Source organism: Pseudomonas reinekei, assembly GCF_001945365.1.
In the GTDB taxonomy this organism is placed as follows: Bacteria; Pseudomonadota; Gammaproteobacteria; order Pseudomonadales; family Pseudomonadaceae; genus Aquipseudomonas; species Aquipseudomonas reinekei.
Window position 1 is genome coordinate 220,124 of record NZ_MSTQ01000003.1, and the last position, 21,057, is coordinate 241,180.

A 21,057-nucleotide genomic window follows, 5' to 3' on the forward strand; every position below is an offset into this window, starting at 1 on the left:
CATATCGGTCGTTTGCGATGATGCTCATGGCCTCATCGCTGGCAAGCCAGCGCTCACAGGTCAGGTAATTCTTGTGGGAGCTGGCTTGCCAGCGATGGCGGCACAGAGGGCTAAGTGAAAACCCTGCCCTGCCTCAAAGTAAACGATAATTCCTCTTATTCAAAATCCACTGCCCTGTTAGACTTTGCGCCTTTATTTGGCTCGTCTTGCAGGATCTCTGATGCCCTCGTTGCCTCTTCGCTTGTCCGCACTGTTTCTGGCCCTGGGCCTGAGTGCCTGCGATGACGCCCCGCGGTTTACCGAAGCCGAACCCGGTGAGGCCCGCTCCGGCGGCGGCGCCACCGTGCGCAAGACCGATCAAAACGCATTTTCCCTGCCCTCCGCCAACCTGCCGCCTTCACGGCGCGTGGACTTCAGCGTCGGCAACAGTTTCTTCCGCAATCCCTGGGTGATCGCGCCGTCGACGACCACGGCCCGCGATGGCCTTGGCCCCCTGTTCAACACCAACGCCTGCCAGGGCTGCCACATCAAGGACGGTCGCGGCCACCCGCCCGAGCCCGACGACACCAATGCCGTATCGATGCTGGTGCGCCTGTCGATTCCCGATGCCCCGGCTTATGCCAAGGTCATCGAGCAACTGGGCGTCGTGCCGGAACCCGTCTACGGCGGGCAGTTTCAGGACATGGCCGTGCCCGGCGTCGCGCCCGAGGGCAAGGTGCGGGTCGATTACACACCGGTGAAGGTGAGTTTCAAGGACGGCACCGAAGTCGAGCTGCGCAAGCCGAGCCTGGCCATCACCCAGCTGAATTACGGGCCGATGCACCCCGATACCAGTTTCTCGGCACGGGTCGCGCCGCCGATGATCGGTTTGGGCTTGCTCGAAGCGATTCCCGAAGAGGCGATCCTGGCCAATGCCGAGGCCCAGGCCAAAGCAAAGGAGGGTATCGCCGGACGCCCGAACCGGGTCTGGGATGACGTTCAGCAAAAAACCGTTCTCGGGCGGTTTGGCTGGAAGGCCGGGCAACCGAATCTGAATCAACAAAATGTCCACGCGTTTTCAGGCGATATGGGCCTCACCACCCGCCTGAGACCGTTTGATGACTGCACCGACGCACAAGTCGCCTGCAAACAGGCGCCTAATGGCAACGGCGCCGATGGCGAACCGGAAGTCAGCGACAATATCCTGCGTCTGGTGCTGTTCTACTCACGCAACCTCGCCGTACCGGCGCGGCGCGACGTCAGCGCGCCTGAAGTGCTGGCCGGCAAGAACTTGTTCTACCAGGCGGGTTGTCAGTCCTGCCACACACCGAAGTACACCACCGCCGCCAACGCCGCTGAACCTGAACTGGCCAATCAAGTGATTCGCCCGTACAGCGATCTGCTGCTGCATGACATGGGCGACGGCCTGGCCGACAACCGCAGCGAGTTCCAGGCCAGTGGCCGCGACTGGCGCACGCCGCCGTTGTGGGGCATCGGTTTGACTCAAGCGGTCAGTGGCCACACCCAGTTCCTGCACGACGGCCGCGCACGCAACCTGCTCGAAGCCGTGCTCTGGCACGGCGGCGAAGCGTCCGCCGCGCGGCAACAGGTTCTGTCTTTCAATGCCGAGCAGCGCGCTGCGTTGCTGGCGTTTTTGAATTCCCTTTAATACCCATTCCACCCGCGGGAGCCCGACATGTTTCGTCCCAAATTGTTGTTCACCAGCCTTGCCGCGCTAGCGTTGGGCGCCTGTTCGCCTCAAGACCCGCAAGCGGTCACGTCGGCAGCCATCGCCAAATCGGTGATCCTGCCGACGTACACCCGCTGGGTAGAAGCCGACCGCCAACTGGCCGTCAGCGCGCTGGCCTACTGCGAAGGCAAGGAGACACTGGACACCGCCCGTGCCGACTTCCTGCACGCACAAAAGGCCTGGGCAGAGCTGCAACCCCTGCTGATCGGGCCGCTGGCCGAAGGCAATCGCGCATGGCAGGTGCAATTCTGGCCAGACAAAAAAAACCTGGTCGGTCGCCAGGTCGAGCAACTGATCACCGCACAACCGCAAATCGATGCGGCGGCACTGGCCAAGTCCAGCGTCGTGGTACAAGGCCTGTCGGCCTACGAATACATCCTGTTCGATAGCAAGCCTGACGTGGCCAACGCCGAGCAGAAGGCCAAGTATTGCCCGCTGCTGATCGCCATCGGCGAGCGTCAGAAACAACTGGCCGAAGAGATTCTCAAAAGCTGGAACAACACCGACGGCATGCTCGCGCAAATGAGCAAGTTCCCGAACCAGCGCTACGCCGACTCCCACGAAGCCATTGCCGATCTGCTGCGCGTGCAAGTCACGGCACTCGATAGCCTGAAGAAAAAGCTCGGCACGCCGATGGGCCGTCAGAGCAAGGGTGTTGCGCAGCCGTTCCAGGCCGATGCATGGCGCAGCCAGTCTTCCCTGGCCGGCCTTGAGGCAAGCCTCGCGGCGGCGAAAACGGTTTGGGAAGGTGTCGACAACAAAGGCCTGCGCAACCTGCTGCCAAGCGATCAGAAGCCATTGGCCGACAAGATCGACGCCGCCTATGCCGCTTCCTTGAAACTGTTCGCCAGCAACCAGCGCTCGCTGACCGAAATGCTCAACGATGACGCCGGTCGCCAGCAACTCAACGATATCTACGACAGCCTCAACGTTGTCCATCGCCTGCACGAAGGCGAACTGGCCAAGGCGCTGGGCATCCAACTGGGCTTCAACGCCAACGACGGTGACTGATGAGGGCGAGTGCCATGCTGCGACGCCAGGCTCTGACTTTAGGGAGTTTGCTGCTGGGTGCGGTGACGCTGGGCGGCTGGAAGCTGTTCAAGCAGAAGGACGCCAGCCCGCTGCTGCTTTCGGCGCGGGACGATACTGACGGCAAGCACTACGCCGTCGGTTATCGGCTGGACGGCACCCGGGTGTTTGCCACCCAGGTCGGCCAGCGCTGCCACGACATTATCAACCACCCGACGTTGGCGATCGCGCTGTTTGTCGCTCGTCGCCCGGGTACTGAGAGTTACCTGATCGATCTGCGCGACGGCGCGCTGCTGCAAACGCTGACCTCACAACCGGACCGGCATTTCTACGGTCACGCGGTGATCCACCAGAGCGGTGACTGGCTGTACGCCACCGAAAACGACACCACCGACCCGGGTCGCGGCCTGCTGGGTGTGTATAAGTTCGAAGGCGAACGACTGGTGCACAGCGGCGAGATCTCCACCCATGGCATCGGTCCGCATCAAGTGTCATGGATGCCCGACGGCGAAACCCTGGTCGTGGCCAACGGCGGGATTCGCACCGAAGCGGAAAGCCGGGTCGAGATGAATCTCGATGCGATGGAGCCGAGCCTGGTCCTGATGCAACGCGACGGCACCCTGCTGAGCAAGGAAACCCTCGCCCAACAGATGAACAGCGTGCGCCACCTCGGTATTGCCAGCGACGGCACCATCGTTGCCGGTCAGCAATTCATGGGAGCTTCGCATGAAAAATCCGAACTGTTGGCGATCAAGCGTCCCGGCCAACCGTTCGTGGCGTTCCCGGTACCGGAACATCAGTTGCAGGCCATGGGGCATTACACCGCCAGTGTCGCCGTGCACAGTGACCTGCGCCTGGTGGCCTTGACCGCTCCACGGGGCAATCGCTTTTTCATCTGGGACCTGGACAACGGCGAAGTGCGCCTGGATGCGCCACTTCCCGATTGCGCCGGCGTTGGCGCGGTCGCCGACGGTTTTGTCGTGACCTCGGGCCAAGGGCGTTGCCGCTACTACGATTGCCGCCAGACAAATCTGGTCGCAAAACCGTTGGAGCTGCCTGCGGGTCTCTGGGACAACCATCTGCATTTGATCTGAGAACGCTCGCTCCCACAGAGCGATCGCGGCCTGCCTGTTAACGTTGCGAGTTGGATTCACGCTCCCACTCGCGGTAATGTGCTGCACTGTCTCGCCTGATTTTCTCCAAGGAACTGGAATATGCTGCGTCGCCGCATGCTGATCATGTTGGGTGTTGTTTTGCTGATCGTGCTGGTCCTGGCCGGGTACAAAGCCTTCTCCGTCTACACGATGATTCAAGGCTTTTCCGCGCCGAAACCAGCGATCAGCGTCGCCGTGGCCAAGGCCACCGAACGGCCATGGCAAGTTCGCCTGCCTACGGTTGGCACGCTCACGGCACTACAAGGCGTGGACCTGAGCCTTGAGAGCGACGGCACCGTCGTCGATTTACAGTTCGAGTCAGGACAGAAGGTCAAGGCCGGCCAACCCCTCCTGCGCCTCGACAGCGCCGTGGAAACGGCCTTGCTCGAAACCGCCCTCACCGACCTCGGGCTGGCCCAGCTTGATTACGGTCGAGGTAGCCAACTCGTCGGCAGCCAGGCCATTTCCAAAGGTGAGTTCGACCGACTGTCGGCGGTGCTGAAAAAGAGCAAGGCGACGGTCAATCAGCTCAAGGCCGCACTCGGCAAAAAAAGCATTCTGGCGCCCTTCAGCGGAACCATCGGCATACGTCAGGTGGACATTGGCGACTATCTGGCCACCGGGACCATGATTGCCACGCTTCAAGACCTCAGCAGTCTGTACGTCGACTTTTTCGTACCCGAGCAGTCGGTGCCGAAAATCGCCCTTGGCCAACCGGTTGAAATCATCGTCGCCGCTTACCCGACCCTGACCTTTCCCGGCACCATCAGCGCAATCAATCCGAAACTCGAGAACAGCACGCGCAACATGCAAGTCCGCGCCACCCTGGCCAATCCCGATGGCAAGCTGCTGCCGGGGATGTTCGCCAACCTGCAGGTCATGCTGCCGAACCCGCAGCCACGCATCGTCGTGCCGGAAAGCGCGATCACCTACACGCTCTATGGCAACTCGGTCTATGTCGCCACACAGAAAAAGGCCGAAGACGGCAGCGTGGAAAAGGACGACAAGGGCCAGCCGGTCCTGATCGCCGAGCGCCGTTTTGTCGAAACCGGCGAGCGGCGCGATGGCATGGTGATCATCACCAAAGGCGTACAGAACGGTGAAACGGTTGTCACGGCTGGCCAGATCAAACTGGACAATGGCGCCCACATCGCCATCAGCGACGACAAGACCCTGGTCGAAAAGAACAGTCAGCCTCGCGCTGACTGATCAAGGAACCCCCCAATGGCTTTTACTGATCCGTTCATCCGCCGCCCGGTGCTCGCCACCGTGGTCAGTCTGCTGATCGTGCTGCTGGGCTTCCAGGCCTGGAGCAAGTTGCCGCTGCGCCAATACCCGCAAATGGAAAACGCCCTGATCACCGTCACCACGGCGTACCCCGGGGCCAACGCCGAAACCATCCAGGGCTATATCACGCAGCCGATGCAGCAAAGCCTGGCCAGCGCCGAGGGTATCGACTACATGACCTCGGTCAGTCGCCAGAACTTTTCGGTGATCTCGATCTATGCGCGTATTGGCGCCAACAGCGACCGGCTGTTCACCGAACTGCTGGCCAAGGCCAACGAGGTGAAAAACCAATTGCCCCAGGACGCCGAAGACCCGGTCCTGAGCAAGGAAGCCGCTGACGCCTCGGCGCTGATGTACATCAGTTTTTTCAGTAAGGAATTGAGCAACCCGCAGATCACCGACTACCTGTCACGGGTGATCCAGCCGAAACTCGCGACCCTGCCCGGCATGGCCGAAGCCGAAATTCTCGGCAACCAGGTGTTCGCCATGCGCCTGTGGCTCGACCCGGTAAAACTCGCCGGCTTCGGTCTCGCTGCCAGCGACGTAACCAACGCCGTGCGCCAGTACAACTTCCTGTCCGCCGCCGGCGAGGTGAAGGGCGAGTACGTGGTCACCAGCATCAACGCCAGCACCGAACTCAAGTCCGCCGAAGCTTTTGCCGCGATTCCGCTCAAGGTCGAGGGTGACAGTCGCGTTCTGCTACGTGATGTCGCCCGGGTCGAGATGGGCGCAGAGAATTACGACACCATCAGTTCCTTCGGCGGCACGCCCTCGGTGTATATCGGCATCAAGGCAACGCCCGGTGCCAATCCGCTGGATGTGATCAAGGAAGTACGCAAGATCATGCCGGACCTTGAGGCTCAACTGCCGCCGAACCTCAAGGGAGAAATCGCCTACGACGCCACGCTGTTCATCCAGGCCTCGATCGACGAAGTGGTGAAGACCCTGTTCGAAGCCGTGCTGATCGTGATCGTCGTGGTGTTCCTGTTTCTCGGTGCACTGCGTTCGGTGGTGATCCCGGTGGTCACCATCCCGCTGTCGATGATCGGCGTGATGTTCTTCATGCAGATGATGGGTTACTCGATCAACCTGCTGACCCTGTTGGCCATGGTGCTGGCCATCGGCCTGGTGGTGGACGACGCCATCGTCGTGGTGGAAAACATCCACCGCCACATCGAGGAAGGCAAGGCACCACTGGACGCCGCCATCGAGGGCGCCCGGGAAATCGCCATGCCGGTGGTCTCGATGACCATCACCCTGGCGGCAGTGTATGCGCCGATCGGTTTCCTGACGGGACTTACCGGCGCATTGTTCAAGGAATTTGCCCTGACCCTGGCCGGCGCCGTGGTGATCTCCGGCGTCGTTGCCCTGACCCTGTCACCGATGATGTGTGCCTTTTTACTGCGCCATGAAGAAAACCCCACCGGTCTGGCCCACCGCCTCGACCGGATCTTCGAAAGCCTCAAGCGCCGGTACCAGCGCATGCTCCACGGCACGCTCAACACCCGCCCGGTGGTGCTGGTATTTGCGGTCATTGTGCTGTGCCTGATCCCGGTGCTGCTCAAGTTCACCAAGTCAGAACTGGCACCGGACGAGGATCAGGGCATCATTTTCATGATTGCCAGCGCCCCGCAACCAACCAACCTCGATTACCTGAACACCTACACCGACGAATTCATCTCGATCTTCAAGGCGTTCCCCGAGTACTACTCGTCATTCCAGATCAACGGTTTCAATGGCGTGCAATCGGGTATTGGTGGCTTCTTGCTCAAACCGTGGAACGAGCGCAGCCGCACGCAAATGCAGATCCTGCCCGAGGTTCAGGCAAAACTCGAAAGCATCCCCGGACTGCAGATTTTCGGCTTCAACCTGCCCTCGCTGCCGGGCACTGGCGAGGGACTGCCTTTCCAGTTCGTCATTAACACCGCCAACGACTACGAGTTGCTGCTGCAAGTGATGGACCGGGTGAAAAAGCGCGCCATGGAATCCGGCAAGTTCGCGTTCGTTGATGTCGACCTGGCCTTCGACAAACCGGAAGTCGTGGTGGATATCGATCGTGCGAAGGCGGCCCAGATGGGAGTGTCGATGCAGGATCTGGGGGGAACACTGGCGACCTTGCTCGGTGAAGCGGAGATCAACCGGTTCACCATCGAGGGGCGCAGCTACAAAGTCATCGCTCAGGTCGAGCGACCGTTTCGCGACAACCCCGACTGGCTGAACAACTATTACGTGAAAAACACCCAGGGCGAGTTGCTGGCCCTGTCGACCCTGATCACCGTGACCGACCGCGCGCGACCGCGGCAGTTGAACCAGTTTCAGCAACTCAACTCGGCCATTCTGTCCGGCGTGCCGCTGGTGAGCATGGGCGAGGCTATCGAGGTCGTACGCCAGATCGCCCGAGAGGAAGCGCCAGCGGGGTTCGCCATCGACTATGCCGGTGCATCACGGCAATACGTGCAAGAGGGCAGCGCGTTGTGGGTGACCTTTGCCCTGGCACTGGCGATCATTTTCCTGGTGCTGGCCGCTCAATTCGAAAGCTTCCGCGATCCGCTGGTGATTCTGGTGACCGTGCCGCTGTCGATCTGCGGTGCGTTGATTCCGCTGTTCCTCGGCTGGTCGAGCATGAACATCTACACCCAGGTCGGCCTGGTGACGCTGATCGGACTGATCAGCAAGCACGGGATCCTGATCGTCGAATTCGCCAACCAGTTGCGCAAAGACAAAGGCCTGTCAGCGCGCGAGGCCGTGGAGGAAGCAGCGGCCATTCGTCTGCGGCCGGTGTTGATGACGACGGCTGCCATGGTGTTCGGCATGGTGCCGTTGATCATTGCCACCGGCGCCGGCGCGGTGAGCCGGTTCGACATCGGGACGGTGATTGCCACGGGTATGTCGATCGGGACGCTGTTTACCCTGTTCGTGCTGCCGTGCGTGTACACACTCTTGGCCAAACCCGATATGCCGAAGGCGATCTTGTAGGGGCGTAATGCTGCTCATTTGAAAAACGGAACGAATAATTAGCATCCTGTGGCGAGCAGGCTCAATTAAACATTGAGAGGCATCACAACCGACAGCGCAATAAAAAAGGCCTCGCAGATGCGAGGCCTTTCATTTGGGTTTCAGACTCTTCAACTTTGCGGCCTCAATCCTTGAGAAAGGCCGAACATGAACAGCAACAAATCATGGTCGGGCTGGGTGGCCACGGAGGCCTTGGCGACTCGTGGCAAGGGGCAATATTCGCCGTTCGCTGAACTGAGAACTTGCGTACGTGGCTGCTCCCAGGCAGCCACTGCGAGCGAAGCGACTGCCAAGGCTCCTATCAAAAACAAACCTCGCGCAACTTCGAGCTTCATTGCTATAAACCCTTGATAGCGCTGCCAAACGCCGTCTCATAAAAATAGACCAGTTTCTTCCAGTCCGTAGGGTTGAACGACGAGTGGCGGCGCAATTGCTTCATATCGTGGGCAGCCGCCTGATGGGCAGTGAGGCGCTGCCGGCACTTCTCCAGATCAATCAAAGCCACCTCGACCGTGGAAGACTCGCCTTCACCCGTCACTCGCACGAAAACGTGCTTGATATAGAGGCAACTGTGCTGCCAGCGCCCCTTGTGCATGCGCGCGAGGTTTTCTGCCAAGGCCTGCAGCACGCGGTCATGCACGGCTTCACCATGACGTTCGCGGCCACCACCGGCGTACCAGTGTTCTATTTCCTCGAACCCATCCAGTGACTTTGTCACCAGCAAGGCGCGCCATTTGTGCACGGGGTCGCGTTGTGCGCCGCAGAACACGATTTGCGGAACATGGACGCCGAGCTGACTCACACCGATGAGAGCGTCGCGCTCACGCAGCACGGTCGGCCGTCCAAAGGGGTGCAACAGGGTGCGATAGATATGCCCGGTCTGGCGCTTGAAGTAGAGCAGTTGATCATCACTGCCCATGATCCGCTGCACACCACTTTCTCCACCACGGCGAACATTGGGCTCTTCTACCCATTCACCGCGTTGATTCCAGAAATAGTCGAAGCGGTCTTGGGAGACAACATCCGATTCTGCTGCACACTGCACTGCCATCCTGTTACCTCTTGCGTAATACGTAAACTCGCCACATGGCATAGAGCGGTAAAAAGTCCAGACGTTCCTGAATTCGGAACCCCGCTTGTTCAAATTCTTTTTCTACCGTAGCAGCCGGTAACACAAATCGGTTTTGGTAACTTTCCTGCTCACGTTTGCGCTCCGCGCGCTTGCGTTTCCAGGCCTTGAAATTGCCGTCCACCCAGAGTGAAAGGATGACGCTGTCCCGGGTGACGCGCTCGAATTCGCGCAGAATGGCCAGTCGATGCTCGGCCTCACCGATGTGGTGGAGCAAACGCATGCAGAAAATGCTGTCGACGGCGTTATCAGGCAAGGCGATGTCGAATGCAGAAGTGTGCAAGGGTTGTACCCGACTCACCACATCCGGCGGTTGAGCCTGTGTGGCGATCTTCAACATTGACTCAGAGTTGTCGGCGCCGATGATGACGCGGTTGGGTTTCTCCGCCAGCAATGGCCAGAAACGCCCGGCGCCACAAGGCAAATCAAGGACCAGGCCGGGTTCACCGACCGCCGTCAGGGCCTTGCGCGCCAATTGTTCATCCCGCCAGTGGGATAACTTACGGCTCAGGCCGTCCTGATGTTTAAGCAGATACTTCTGCGCGTGCTGGTCGTCGTATTTTTCGGAAAAATCCAGTTTGATCGGGCCGGCCATAATCGAGGTCTCCTGTACTTCTGATGGCTTCTACATTAGGTAGCGTCGTGTCAGCGTCAGGTCATACCTTTGTGAAAAAATTGTCATGTAAAACCCATAATCGTTTCAAGGTTTTACAAGACAATCAGGGCGCTCCCATTGCTCCTTACCGGTTCGATCAGCGTGCAGCCCAGGTCTGCAGTTCCACCTGAAAACGACAGCCATTGGGTTCCATGGTTGTCAGGCTGACGCTCCAGCCCTGGTTTTCACAGATTCGCTGCACCAGAGACAGTCCAAGTCCCAGGCCTTCCCCGCGTTTTTCGCTGCCGCGCACGAACGGTTCGAACATCGCTTCACGTTTTTCTTCGGGAATGCCCACGCCACTGTCCTCGACGACAAAACCGCTGGTCGTCAGGGTCAAACGGATAAACCCTCGTTCAGTGTAGTGCAACGCATTACGCAGGAGGTTCCCCATCACCGCATTCAGCAATGTGGCGTTGTAGCGAACGTTGTGTGGCTCACCCGGTTCAAACATCAGCGTCAGGCCTTTGGCCTCGATGGCCGCGCGCCACTGGCCAATCAAGCCTTCGGCCACGCCAGTCAGGGTCTGCTGCGGTGACATGCTCGCGTCTTCGCGCTGGGCGCGGGCCAGCATCAAAAAGGTCTGCACCAGCTCGCGCATTTCTTCACAGGCGCGGGAGATGCGCTCGACCTGAGCGCGACCGCGCTGATCAATGCCCGGGTTTTCCAGTAACAACTCGCAGGAACTGGCCAGAACCATCAACGGTGTACGCAACTCATGGCTGACGTCGCTGGTGAACAGCCGTTCCCGTGTCAGTGCCTGGCGGAGGCGGCCCAGGGTCGCATCGAACGCCACGGCCAGCTCACCGACTTCATCGGCGGCGTAGTCCGGTGCCAGCGGCGGCGCCAGACCAAGCAGTTGGTCGCGGTGCCGGACTTGCCGGGCCAGCCGGACCACCGGAGCCATCACTTTGCGCGCCAGGACCCAGCCGAGGAAGACCGCCAGCGCCAGGCTGAGCACGAAGCCAACCAGTACGACGGCAAACAGCACCCGCTCGCGCTCTTCGAAATCACTTTGATCCTGCAGCAGCACGTAACGCCGTCCGTCGACGATTTCGACCATCGCGTGATAGGACAGCTGCTCGCGAAAGACCTCATGAAAACCGGAATCCAGATGCCGCAGATCCTTGGGCAACTCGAAATCACCCGGCCCGCCACTGAAATAGAACAATTGGTCCGGTTCGGGTCGATGGCTCCAGTCCGAGACACTGTCCATCAACAACAGGCGCTGTAAATCGCCGCCCAAACCCGCAGAAATCAGCTTCTCCTCCACCAGATGCACGGTGGCGACGATGCCCATGGCGAAGGCACCCGCGACCAACGCACTCATCAGTGCAAAGGCAATGATGATCCGCTGGGCAAGGCTTTGCTTAAACTCCATCACGGCCCTCGGCCAGGCGATAACCCACACCGTGCACGGTATGCAGCAATGGCTTGGCGAACGGCTTGTCGATCACCTGACGCAATTGATGGACGTGGCTGCGCAGGCTGTCACTGTCCGGGCAGTCATCACCCCATAACGCTTCTTCGAGAATTTCCCGGCGCAATACGTGCGGGCTTTTCTGCATCAATACCGCGAGCAGCTTGAGGCCGACCGGGTTGAGCTTGAGCAGACGCCCTTCGCGGGTAACTTCCAGCGTGTCCAGGTCGTAGTTCAAGTCGCCGACTTGCAAGGTACGACGTCCGCCGCCCTGGGTGCGCCGCATCACCGCTTCGATCCGCGCTGCCAGCTCGGACAGGGCAAAGGGTTTGATCAGGTAATCGTCGGCGCCGGATTTGAAGCCCTGCAGCCGGTCGTCGAGTTGGTCGCGTGCAGTCAACATGATGACCGGAGTGTCGCGCCGGGCATCTTCGCGCAGGCGCTTGCACAGTGTGTAGCCATCGATGCCAGGGAGCATGATGTCGAGCACGATCAGATCGTAATGCTCGGTGGCCGCCAGGTGCAGGCCCGACAAACCGTCCTGTGCACAATCCACGGTATAGCCTTTGAGCCCTAGATAATCGGCCAGATTGGCCAGGATATCGCGGTTATCTTCAACCAGTAAAATTCGCATGGGCACCTTCTCCGTACACGGCAACGGCCGTCTTGGCCCGCGCAGCTTAAGGCCAAGTGTGGCTCACGGCTAGAACTCTGTGCAGATCTCTACCAGGTAAAATCATCGCTTCCGGCCTCGACGTTTTTTTCACTATCGGTTCACGGACTGACGACAGAATCGGGTTCAAACTCCGCGCGCCTGCGCATTCAAGAACATTTCACCGACCCGGGAATTTTCATGGTTTCGATCTCTGCACGCCCCGCTTCTCGCCCGCTCAACCTCTGGGTGTGCCTGGGCATTCCCGCTGTTGCGGCAATCACGTTGGTATTACTCGAACTGACCAGCCTGGACATGGACCTGGCCAAACTGTTTTACGATCCGGTCGCCGGTAATTTCATCGGCCGGCACAGTTACTTCCTCGAAACCGTACTGCATGACCGCGCCAAGCAAATGGTCATCGCGTTTTCGGTACTGGCCATACTCGGTTTCATTGGCTCGTTTTTCATCGGCCGGCTCAAACCGTACAGACGCGAACTGGGCTGCCTGGTGCTGTCTCTGGGTTTGGCGACTTCGTTTGTCACGCCGATGAAAGCGGTGACGGCGGTGCAATGCCCGTGGAGCCTGGAGCAGTTTGGTGGGCACGAGACATACAGCGAATTATTGAGCCCGCGTCCGCCCACCGACAAACCGGGACGTTGCTGGCCGGGCGGGCATGCGGCCACCGGGTTTACGCTGTTTGCACTGTTTTTCGTGTTGCGTGACCGTCGCCCACGCTTGGCGCGTACAGCGTTGGTGTTTGCCTTTGCGCTGGGCAGCGTGTTCTCCATCGGGCGGATGATGCAGGGTGCGCATTTCTTCTCCCACAACGTGTGGACGGCGGTGTTCTGCTGGCTGATTTGCCTGGGGTCTTATTACTGGGTGCTTTATCAGCCCGCGGCGAAGGCGGGTTACCTGAGCGAAGCCGTGCCCGCCAGCACCTGAACCGACGCTATGGCGGTCAACCTCGCTCCGGCGGTGGAATGATGTGTCGCTCAACGTCCGGACAATAAAAAACCCCGCCTGCTTTCGCAGGCGGGGTTTTTAGTACGGGGGTAAGGCTGGCTTACATCATGCCGCCCATGCCGCCCATACCGCCCATGTCTGGCATGCCGCCGCCAGCAGCGCCGTCTTTCTTCGGTGCATCAGCAACAGCCGCCTGGGTGGTCAGGATCAGACCGGCGATCGACGATGCAGCTTGCAGAGCGGAACGGGTGACCTTGGTTGGGTCCAGGATACCCATTTCGATCATGTCGCCGTATTCGCCAGTCGCAGCGTTGTAACCGAAGTTACCTTTGCCGTTCTTGACTTCGTTTACCACAACGCTTGGCTCGTCACCGCTGTTGGCAGCGATCTGACGCAGCGGTGCTTCAACGGCACGACGCAGAACAGAAACACCTACGTCCTGGTCAGCGTTGTCTCCTTTGAGGTCCAGGATGGCTTCAAGAGCACGGATCAGTGCAACGCCACCGCCAGGTACCACGCCTTCTTCGACGGCTGCACGGGTAGCGTGCAGGGCGTCTTCAACGCGGGCTTTCTTCTCTTTCATTTCTACTTCGGAACCAGCGCCAACCTTGATCACTGCTACGCCGCCGGACAGCTTGGCCAGGCGCTCTTGCAGTTTTTCACGGTCGTAGTCCGAGGAAGTCTCGGCCACCTGGGCACGGATCTGGTTGATGCGTGCTTCGATGTCGCCTTGTACGCCAGCACCGTCAACGATGATGGTGTTCTCCTTGGACAGGGTGACGCGCTTGGCGTTACCCAGGTGCTCCAGGGTGGTGCTTTCCAGGCTCAGGCCGATCTCTTCGGAGATAACGGTACCGCCGGTCAGAACGGCGATGTCCTGCAGCATGGCCTTGCGACGGTCGCCGAAGCCTGGCGCCTTGACGGCTGCGACTTTGACGATGCCACGCATGTTGTTCACAACCAGAGTCGCCAGGGCTTCGCCTTCAACGTCTTCGGCCACGATCAGCAGCGGACGGCCGGCTTTGGCAACGGCTTCCAGCACTGGCAGCATTTCGCGGATATTCGAGATCTTTTTGTCGACCAGCAGGATCAGCGGGCCGTCCAGCTCAGCGACCATGGTCTCTGGCTTGTTGACGAAGTACGGGGACAGGTAGCCACGGTCGAACTGCATGCCTTCAACAACCGACAGTTCGTTTTCCAGGCCCGAGCCTTCTTCAACGGTGATCACGCCTTCTTTACCGACTTTTTCCATGGCTTCGGCAATGATGTCGCCGATGGAGTTGTCGGAGTTGGCGGAGATGGTGCCTACCTGAGCGATGGCCTTGGTGTCAGCGCATGGCTTGGACAGGGCTTTCAGCTCTTTGACGATCGCGATGGTCGCTTTGTCGATACCGCGCTTGAGGTCCATCGGGTTCATGCCGGCAGCGACGGCTTTCAGGCCTTCGTTGACGATCGATTGAGCCAGAACGGTAGCGGTGGTGGTGCCGTCGCCTGCGTCATCGTTGGCACGGGAGGCAACGTCTTTGACCAGCTGCGCGCCCATGTTTTCGAAACGGTCTTCCAGTTCGATTTCTTTGGCTACGGAAACGCCGTCCTTGGTGATGGTCGGAGCGCCGAAGCTCTTCTCGATGATCACGTTACGGCCTTTCGGGCCCAGGGTCGCTTTTACTGCGTCAGCCAGGACGTTGACACCGGTGAGCATTTTTTTGCGGGCGGAATCGCCAAACAGTACTTCTTTAGCAGCCATGATCGATATTCCTTAAATACTTTGTAGTAACGGGAAAATGAGCGGGTAATCAGCCTTCGATAACAGCGAGAATTTCGTTCTCGCTCATTACCAGCAGGTCTTCGCCGTCGACTTTCACGGTGTTGCTGCCGGAGTAAGGACCGAACACAACCTTGTCGCCCACTTTCACGGACAGTGCACGCACTTCACCGTTGTCCAGTACGCGGCCGGTGCCGACGGCGAGGATCTCGCCGCTGTTGGCTTTTTCAGCAGCCGAACCTGGCAGGACGATACCGCCAGCGGTTTTCTTTTCTTCTTCGCTGCGACGGATGACGACGCGGTCATGCAGAGGACGAAGCTTCATTGTCGATCTCTCCTAATTGTGGTTTTCATCGGCCGGTGTAGTCCCGGCGGGTTTAACAAAGTCCGGCGGTGCCGGGTGCGGTTCGTCGAGCGAACCGCGGAAGTCTGTCTGGCGTGTTCGCCAGAAACCTTGCGGTGACCGTTACATAAGGGCGCACAAGCTTATTACAAGGGGGGGACCGAAAATTTTTCATGTTGATGCCGCGCAAACGAACACGGCACCCGAAGGTGCCGTGCCGCTGTGCGTATTACTTGGTATCGCGGTGTTCGAACTCGCCTTCGATCACGTTGGGCTCGCGGCCCAGCGGCTCGCGCGGTGCCGGGCCGCCTCGGGCCTGCAGGTCATCGGCGAACGCGCGTTGGCGAATCGCCTGCTCCTCGGCCCGCTGGCGCATCTTATTGGCCAGCAGGCGTCGACTGATCGGCAGCAGCATGATCAGGCCGATCACATCGCTGATGAAGCCGGGCAGGATCAACAGGCCACCGGCCAACGCCAGCATCAGGCCTTCAAGCATGGTCTGGGCCGGCAGTTCGCCGCGGTTCAGGCTTTCACGGGCACGCAGTGCCGTGGCCAGGCCGGCGATGCGCAGCACGAACACGCCGAACATCGAGCCGAGAATGATCAGCAACAGGGCCGGGAAAAACCCGATCGCCCCTGCCACCTTGACGAATACGAACAGCTCCAACACCGGGAACAGCAGAAAGAGCAACAAAAAAGGGCGCATCAAATGGTTCCTCAACGCAAGAATGCCTTGCCAGTTCACCCTAGATGACGTCGCCGTTTCGTGAATTCAAGCATCGGCCACTTCATTTTTCGGCCAATGTTCAGCGTGAGCCAGGAAAACCAAGGCCTCGCGAACTTGTGTCGGCGTATTACATGGTGCTTGAAACGGCAACCAGTAGAGGCTTTGACCGATGCGCAGGTGCATGCCTTCGCTGTCGATGCCGACCAATTGCGCCGGTGACGTTTTCGGTAAACCGGCCAGGTCCACGTAATGGGCAATGGCTTTGGCGTGATCGGCGTTCATGTGCTCGACCATGCTGATTTCAGCCTTGCCGGCGAACGGGTTGGCCAGCGTCAGCTCATTGACCCAGTGAATCGCGCCAAAACCACCGATATAGCGATGGCGAACCGGGGTCAGCACCCAGAAATCGAAGTCGTGGGCCTTGTGATACCCCTGGGACTCCGGGAAGTAGCGGTAGTAACGCTCGGAAGCGGCTTCGATAGCCGCTTCGTCTTCGAGCTGCTGCGCCTCCGCCAGGTAAGTGAGTCGCCCCACAGCCTGAACATCCTCGGCACCACGTTCGCCGACAAAGAGCGAGCATTTCGCATCTTTTTGCAGATTGTGCGTGTGCTGGGCGATGCGGCTGATCAGGATCAGCGGCCGGCCCTGCTCGTCCAGGCAGTACGGAACCACTGAACCGAACGGGAAACCGGGCATCGCCTTGGAGTGCGTCGAGAGCACTCCACGGTATTCCTTGAGGAGCAATTCTCGTGCATGCTTAGCCGCTTCAACGCTCAATTTATGACTCCTTGAATAGAATCCGTCAGAAAAACGGACGGGCTGCTGGTGGAAAGTCCCAGCATGCCATCGGGGCAATTCTCATGTGCAGCCAAGCCAGTTCAGGTGCAGATCGAGAGGCGCTCTAAAAGGTAAACCACTCAGACCTGCTACCGGGGCATGCGAATGCAACTCACTGACAAAGTAATCATTATCACTGGCGGTTGCCAGGGTTTAGGCCGCTCCATGGCCGAGTATTTCGCCAGCAAGGGCGCGAAGCTGGCGCTGGTGGACCTGAACCAGGAAAAACTCGATGACGCGGTCGTCGCCTGCAAAGCCAAAGGCGTCGAGGCTCGAGCTTATCTGTGCAACGTCGCCAACGAAGAACAGGTGACGCACATGGTCGCCCGGGTCGCTGAAGACTTCGGTGCGATCCATGGCCTGATCAACAACGCCGGCATCCTGCGCGATGGCCTGCTGCTCAAGGTCAAGGACGGCGAGATGACCAAGATGAGCCTGGCCCAATGGCAGGCCGTGATCGACGTCAACCTGACCGGTGTGTTCCTGTGCACCCGTGAAGTCGCGGCAAAAATGGTCGAGCTGAACAACAGCGGCGCGATCATCAATATCTCGTCGATTTCCCGTGCTGGCAACGTCGGCCAGACCAACTACTCCGCCGCCAAGGCCGGTGTCGCTGCAGCGACCGTGACCTGGGCCAAGGAACTGGCGCGCTACGGTATTCGCGTGGCCGGCATTGCACCGGGCTTCATCGAAACCGAAATGACCTTGGGCATGAAGCCTGAAGCGCTGGAGAAGATGACTGCGGGGATTCCGCTCAAGCGCATGGGCAAGCCGGAGGAGATCGCCCATTCGGCGGCTTACATCTTTGAGAACGACTATTACACCGGTCGGATTCTGGAGATGGACGGCGGGTTGCGCATCTAAATCCAACCCCAAAAACCAATGTGGGAGCTAGCCTGCTAGCGATTGCGGTGGTTCACCCAACATATTTGTTGAATGTGAATCCGCTATCGCTAGCAGGCTAGCTCCCACAGTTGATTGTGTTTCAGGTCATTAGTCGTCGCTGATGCTGATGTTCGGCATTGCCGGCGTCAACGCTTCCTGCAACACGATCCGCGCGCCGACGTGGCGGGCCAGTTCCTGGTAAACCAGGGCGATCGGGCTGTCCGGCTCGGCGATCACAGTTGGCTTGCCGCCATCGGCCTGTTCACGGATGGCCATCGCCAGCGGCAACGAGGCCAGCAGTTCGACGCCGTACTGATTCGCCAGTTTCACGCCGCCGCCTTCACCGAACAGATGCTCGGCATGTCCGCAGTTCGAGCAGATGTGCACGGCCATGTTTTCCACCACGCCCAGCACTGGAATGTTGACCTTGCGGAACATTTCCACGCCTTTGCGCGCGTCGAGCAACGCCAGGTCCTGCGGGGTGGTGACAATGACCGCGCCGGCCACCGGGACTTTCTGTGCCAGGGTCAGCTGGATGTCGCCGGTGCCTGGCGGCATGTCGATGACCAGGTAATCCAGGTCGCCCCAGGCGGTTTGCGTCACCAGTTGCAGCAAGGCGCCGGAAACCATCGGCCCGCGCCAGACCATCGGGGTGTTGTCGTCGGTCAGGAACGCCATGGACATCACTTCGACGCCGTGGGACTTGAGCGGAACGAACCATTTCTGGTCCTTGATCTCGGGACGGGTGCGCTCGGGAATGCCGAACATGATGCCCTGGCTCGGACCATAGATGTCCGCGTCCAGAATCCCCACCTTGGCACCTTCGCGGGCCAGGGCCAATGCGAGGTTGGCGGCGGTGGTGGATTTGCCCACGCCGCCCTTGCCGGACGCCACGGCCACGACGTTTTTCACGTTGGCCAGCCCCGGGATCTGCCCCTGAGCCTTGTGTGCAGCAATCACGCTAGTGATATCGACTTTGGCGCTCGACACGCCATCCAGGCCTTGAATAGCCATTTCCAGCATCTGCGCCCAGCCACTCTTGAACAGACCGGCGGCGTATCCCAATTCGAGCTGGACGCTGACGCGGTCGCCCTGGATCTCGATGTTGCGCACGCATCCGGCGCTGACCGGATCCTGGTTCAAGTAAGGGTCGGTGTATTGGCGAAGGACGGCTTCCACCGCTGCGCGATTGACGGCGCTCATGGGCAACTCCGAAAACGGGACTGGGAAATATGGCGGGTATCCTACCTCTTCTGTCTTCCGGACGGCATGTCCGGCAACGATTTGCAGGGGTGAAATATCTTTCCCGGCGCTTTATAGTGGCCGACCTCCGTTTCATCAAGTAGCCGAGCCCCATGTCCGAGCCACGCAAGATCCTCGTCACCAGCGCCCTGCCCTATGCCAATGGTTCGATCCACCTTGGCCATATGCTGGAATACATCCAGACCGATATGTGGGTGCGCTTCCAGAAGCACCGCGGCAACCAATGCATTTATGTCTGCGCTGACGACGCCCACGGTTCGGCGATCATGCTGCGGGCGGAGAAAGAAGGCATCACCCCGGAACAACTGATCGCCAACGTCCAGGCTGAGCACAGCGCCGACTTTGCCGACTTCCTGGTGGACTTCGACAATTTCCACTCCACGCACGCCGAAGAAAACCGCGAGCTGTCGAGCCAGATCTACCTGAAGCTGCGCGACGCCGGGCACATCGCCACGCGCTCGATCACACAGTATTTCGACCCGGAAAAGAAAATGTTCCTGGCCGACCGCTTCATCAAGGGCACCTGCCCGAAATGCGGCACCGAAGACCAGTACGGCGACAACTGCGAAAAATGCGGTGCGACCTACGCGCCGACCGACCTGAAAGATCCGAAGTCGGCGATTTCCGGCGCCACCCCGGTGCTCAAGGACTCCCAGCACTTCTTCTTCAAATTGCCGGACTTCCAGGAAATGCTGCAAACCTGGACCCGCAGCGGCACCCTGCAAGACGCCGTGGCAAACAAGATCGCCGAATGGCTGGACGCCGGCCTGCAACAGTGGGACATCTCCCGCGACGCGCCGTACTTCGGCTTTGAAATTCCGGGCGAGCCCGGCAAGTACTTCTATGTTTGGCTGGACGCGCCGATCGGCTACATGGCGAGCTTCAAGAACCTGTGCAACCGCACGCCGGAGCTGGACTTCGACGCGTTCTGGGGCAAGGACTCCACCGCCGAGCTGTATCACTTCATCGGCAAGGACATCGTCAACTTCCACGCCCTGTTCTGGCCAGCGATGCTCGAAGGCGCAGGCTACCGCAAGCCGACCGGCATCAACGTGCACGGCTACCTGACCGTCAACGGCCAGAAAATGTCCAAGTCCCGTGGCACCTTCATCAAGGCCCGGACCTACCTGGATCACTTGTCGCCGGAATATCTGCGCTACTACTACGCGGCCAAACTGGGCCGTGGCGTCGACGACCTCGACCTGAACCTCGAAGACTTCGTACAGAAGGTCAACTCTGACCTGGTCGGCAAGGTCGTCAACATCGCCAGCCGTTGCGCCGGTTTCATCAATAAAGGCAATGCTGGCGTGATGGTCGACACCAACGCCGCGCCGGAGCTGACCGAAGCGTTCCTGGCCGCCGCGCCAAGCATCGCCGACGCCTATGAAGCCCGCGACTTCGCCCGCGCCATGCGCGAGATCATGGGCCTGGCCGACCGCGCCAACGCATGGATCGCCGACAAGGCTCCGTGGTCGCTGAACAAGCAGGAAGGCAAGCAGGATGAAGTCCAGGCGATCTGCGCCACGGGCATCAACCTGTTCCGTCAACTGGTGATCTTCCTCAAGCCGGTGCTGCCGTTGCTGGCCGCCGATGCCGAGGCGTTCCTCAACGTCGCACCGCTGACCTGGAACGACCACGCGACCTTGCTCGCCAACCATCAGTTGAATGAGTTCAAGCCGTTGATGACCCGTATCGACCCGGTGAAAGTGCAAGCCATGACCGATGCATCGAAAGAAGACCTGACCGCCAGCCAGACCGACACTGGTGCAGCCGCACCGGCCGGCAATGGCGAACTGGCCAAGGATCCGCTGTCGCCGGAAATCGACTTCGACACCTTCGCCGCCGTCGATCTGCGTGTCGCATTGATCGTCAAGGCCGAACACGTTGAAGGCGCCGACAAGCTGTTGCGCCTGACCCTCGACATCGGTGATGAGCAGCGCAACGTATTCTCCGGAATCAAGAGCGCTTACCCGGACCCATCCAGGCTCGATGGTCGTCTGACCATGATGATTGCCAACCTCAAGCCACGGAAAATGAAGTTCGGCATCTCCGAAGGCATGGTGATGGCGGCCGGTCCTGGCGGTGAAGAGATCTACCTGCTCAGCCCTGACAGCGGCGCCAAGCCAGGCCAGCGCATCAAGTAAACGCTCGTGCTGAACCGATCCCACAGTCGTGCCTGGCGCGGCTGTGGGATTTTCATG

At 59.7% G+C, this 21,057-nt stretch carries 18 protein-coding genes; 8 read left to right on the forward strand and 10 right to left on the reverse strand.

All coding sequences use genetic code 11. The features are described 5' to 3' along the window. Nucleotides 1-220 precede the first annotated feature (220 nt). From BVK86_RS05715 to BVK86_RS05735, 5 genes are all read left to right on the forward strand, one after another. Complete coding sequence (locus BVK86_RS05715) at nt 221-1,648, forward strand: di-heme oxidoreductase family protein (RefSeq protein WP_075945506.1); 1,428 nt, start codon at nt 221-223, stop codon at nt 1,646-1,648. Between the two features lie 27 nt (nt 1,649-1,675). After that, nucleotides 1,676-2,740 carry an imelysin family protein gene (locus BVK86_RS05720; protein WP_075945507.1) on the forward strand — a complete coding sequence of 355 codons (1,065 nt, stop codon included), beginning with the start codon at nt 1,676-1,678 and terminating at the stop codon, nt 2,738-2,740. 14 nt (nt 2,741-2,754) lie between these two features. Beyond that, the gene (locus BVK86_RS05725) at nt 2,755-3,852 is read left to right on the forward strand and encodes a DUF1513 domain-containing protein (protein WP_075945508.1); all 1,098 of its coding nucleotides are present in this window, start codon (nt 2,755-2,757) and stop codon (nt 3,850-3,852) included. Nucleotides 3,853-3,972: 120 nt separating this feature from the next. Continuing rightward, entirely contained in the window at nt 3,973-5,121 is a 1,149-nt protein-coding gene (locus BVK86_RS05730; RefSeq protein ID WP_075945509.1) for an efflux RND transporter periplasmic adaptor subunit, read from the forward strand. Nucleotides 5,122-5,136: 15 nt separating this feature from the next. Further along, nucleotides 5,137-8,175 carry a multidrug efflux RND transporter permease subunit gene (locus tag BVK86_RS05735; protein WP_075945510.1) on the forward strand — a complete coding sequence of 1,013 codons (3,039 nt, stop codon included), beginning with the start codon at nt 5,137-5,139 and terminating at the stop codon, nt 8,173-8,175. Nucleotides 8,176-8,324: 149 nt separating this feature from the next. Here BVK86_RS05735 and BVK86_RS05740 read toward each other — a convergent pair whose 3' ends face one another. The 5 genes from BVK86_RS05740 to colR all read right to left on the reverse strand — a co-directional run bounded on the left by BVK86_RS05740 (nt 8,325) and on the right by colR (nt 12,052). Then, nucleotides 8,325-8,549 (reverse strand): hypothetical protein, encoded by a 225-nt coding sequence (locus BVK86_RS05740; protein WP_075945511.1) that lies wholly within the window; start codon nt 8,547-8,549, stop codon nt 8,325-8,327. Nucleotides 8,550-8,551: 2 nt separating this feature from the next. Further along, nucleotides 8,552-9,265, reverse strand: coding sequence for a lipopolysaccharide kinase InaA family protein (locus tag BVK86_RS05745; RefSeq protein ID WP_075945512.1), 714 nt, complete (start codon nt 9,263-9,265; stop codon nt 8,552-8,554). A gap of 4 nt (nt 9,266-9,269) precedes the next feature. Next, nucleotides 9,270-9,938 (reverse strand): class I SAM-dependent methyltransferase, encoded by a 669-nt coding sequence (locus BVK86_RS05750; protein WP_075945513.1) that lies wholly within the window; start codon nt 9,936-9,938, stop codon nt 9,270-9,272. Between the two features lie 157 nt (nt 9,939-10,095). Further along, nucleotides 10,096-11,379 (reverse strand): sensor histidine kinase, encoded by a 1,284-nt coding sequence (locus tag BVK86_RS05755; RefSeq protein ID WP_075945514.1) that lies wholly within the window; start codon nt 11,377-11,379, stop codon nt 10,096-10,098. Beyond that, nucleotides 11,369-12,052: a two-component system response regulator ColR gene (gene colR / locus BVK86_RS05760; RefSeq protein ID WP_075945515.1), complete on the reverse strand. Its 684-nt coding sequence runs from the start codon at nt 12,050-12,052 to the stop codon at nt 11,369-11,371. Before colR ends, BVK86_RS05755 begins: the two co-directional genes overlap by 11 nt. Before the next feature lie 219 nt (nt 12,053-12,271). Between colR and BVK86_RS05765 the strand changes: the two genes are divergently transcribed. Beyond that, complete coding sequence (locus tag BVK86_RS05765) at nt 12,272-13,015, forward strand: phosphatase PAP2 family protein (protein ID WP_075945516.1); 744 nt, start codon at nt 12,272-12,274, stop codon at nt 13,013-13,015. 121 nt (nt 13,016-13,136) lie between these two features. Here the strand turns inward: BVK86_RS05765 and groL are convergent, their stop codons facing one another. From groL to BVK86_RS05785, 4 genes are all read right to left on the reverse strand, one after another. After that, the gene (groL, locus tag BVK86_RS05770) at nt 13,137-14,783 is read right to left on the reverse strand and encodes a chaperonin GroEL (RefSeq protein WP_075945517.1); all 1,647 of its coding nucleotides are present in this window, start codon (nt 14,781-14,783) and stop codon (nt 13,137-13,139) included. Between the two features lie 49 nt (nt 14,784-14,832). Next, nucleotides 14,833-15,126 (reverse strand): co-chaperone GroES, encoded by a 294-nt coding sequence (locus BVK86_RS05775; protein ID WP_075945518.1) that lies wholly within the window; start codon nt 15,124-15,126, stop codon nt 14,833-14,835. Nucleotides 15,127-15,373: 247 nt separating this feature from the next. Continuing rightward, the gene (locus BVK86_RS05780) at nt 15,374-15,850 is read right to left on the reverse strand and encodes an FxsA family protein (protein WP_075945519.1); all 477 of its coding nucleotides are present in this window, start codon (nt 15,848-15,850) and stop codon (nt 15,374-15,376) included. Between the two features lie 66 nt (nt 15,851-15,916). Then, nucleotides 15,917-16,648: a HugZ family pyridoxamine 5'-phosphate oxidase gene (locus tag BVK86_RS05785; protein ID WP_075945520.1), complete on the reverse strand. Its 732-nt coding sequence runs from the start codon at nt 16,646-16,648 to the stop codon at nt 15,917-15,919. Nucleotides 16,649-16,813: 165 nt separating this feature from the next. On the opposite strand from BVK86_RS05785, the gene BVK86_RS05790 reads away from it, so the two are divergent. Further along, a complete protein-coding gene (locus tag BVK86_RS05790) occupies nt 16,814-17,572 on the forward strand; it encodes an SDR family oxidoreductase (protein WP_075945521.1) in 759 nt (252 codons plus the stop codon). 129 nt (nt 17,573-17,701) lie between these two features. Here BVK86_RS05790 and apbC read toward each other — a convergent pair whose 3' ends face one another. Then, a complete protein-coding gene (gene apbC, locus BVK86_RS05795; RefSeq protein WP_075945522.1) occupies nt 17,702-18,796 on the reverse strand; it encodes an iron-sulfur cluster carrier protein ApbC in 1,095 nt (364 codons plus the stop codon). Nucleotides 18,797-18,948: 152 nt separating this feature from the next. Between apbC and metG the strand changes: the two genes are divergently transcribed. After that, a complete protein-coding gene (metG, locus tag BVK86_RS05800) occupies nt 18,949-21,000 on the forward strand; it encodes a methionine--tRNA ligase (RefSeq protein WP_075945523.1) in 2,052 nt (683 codons plus the stop codon). Nucleotides 21,001-21,057: the final 57 nt, after the last annotated feature.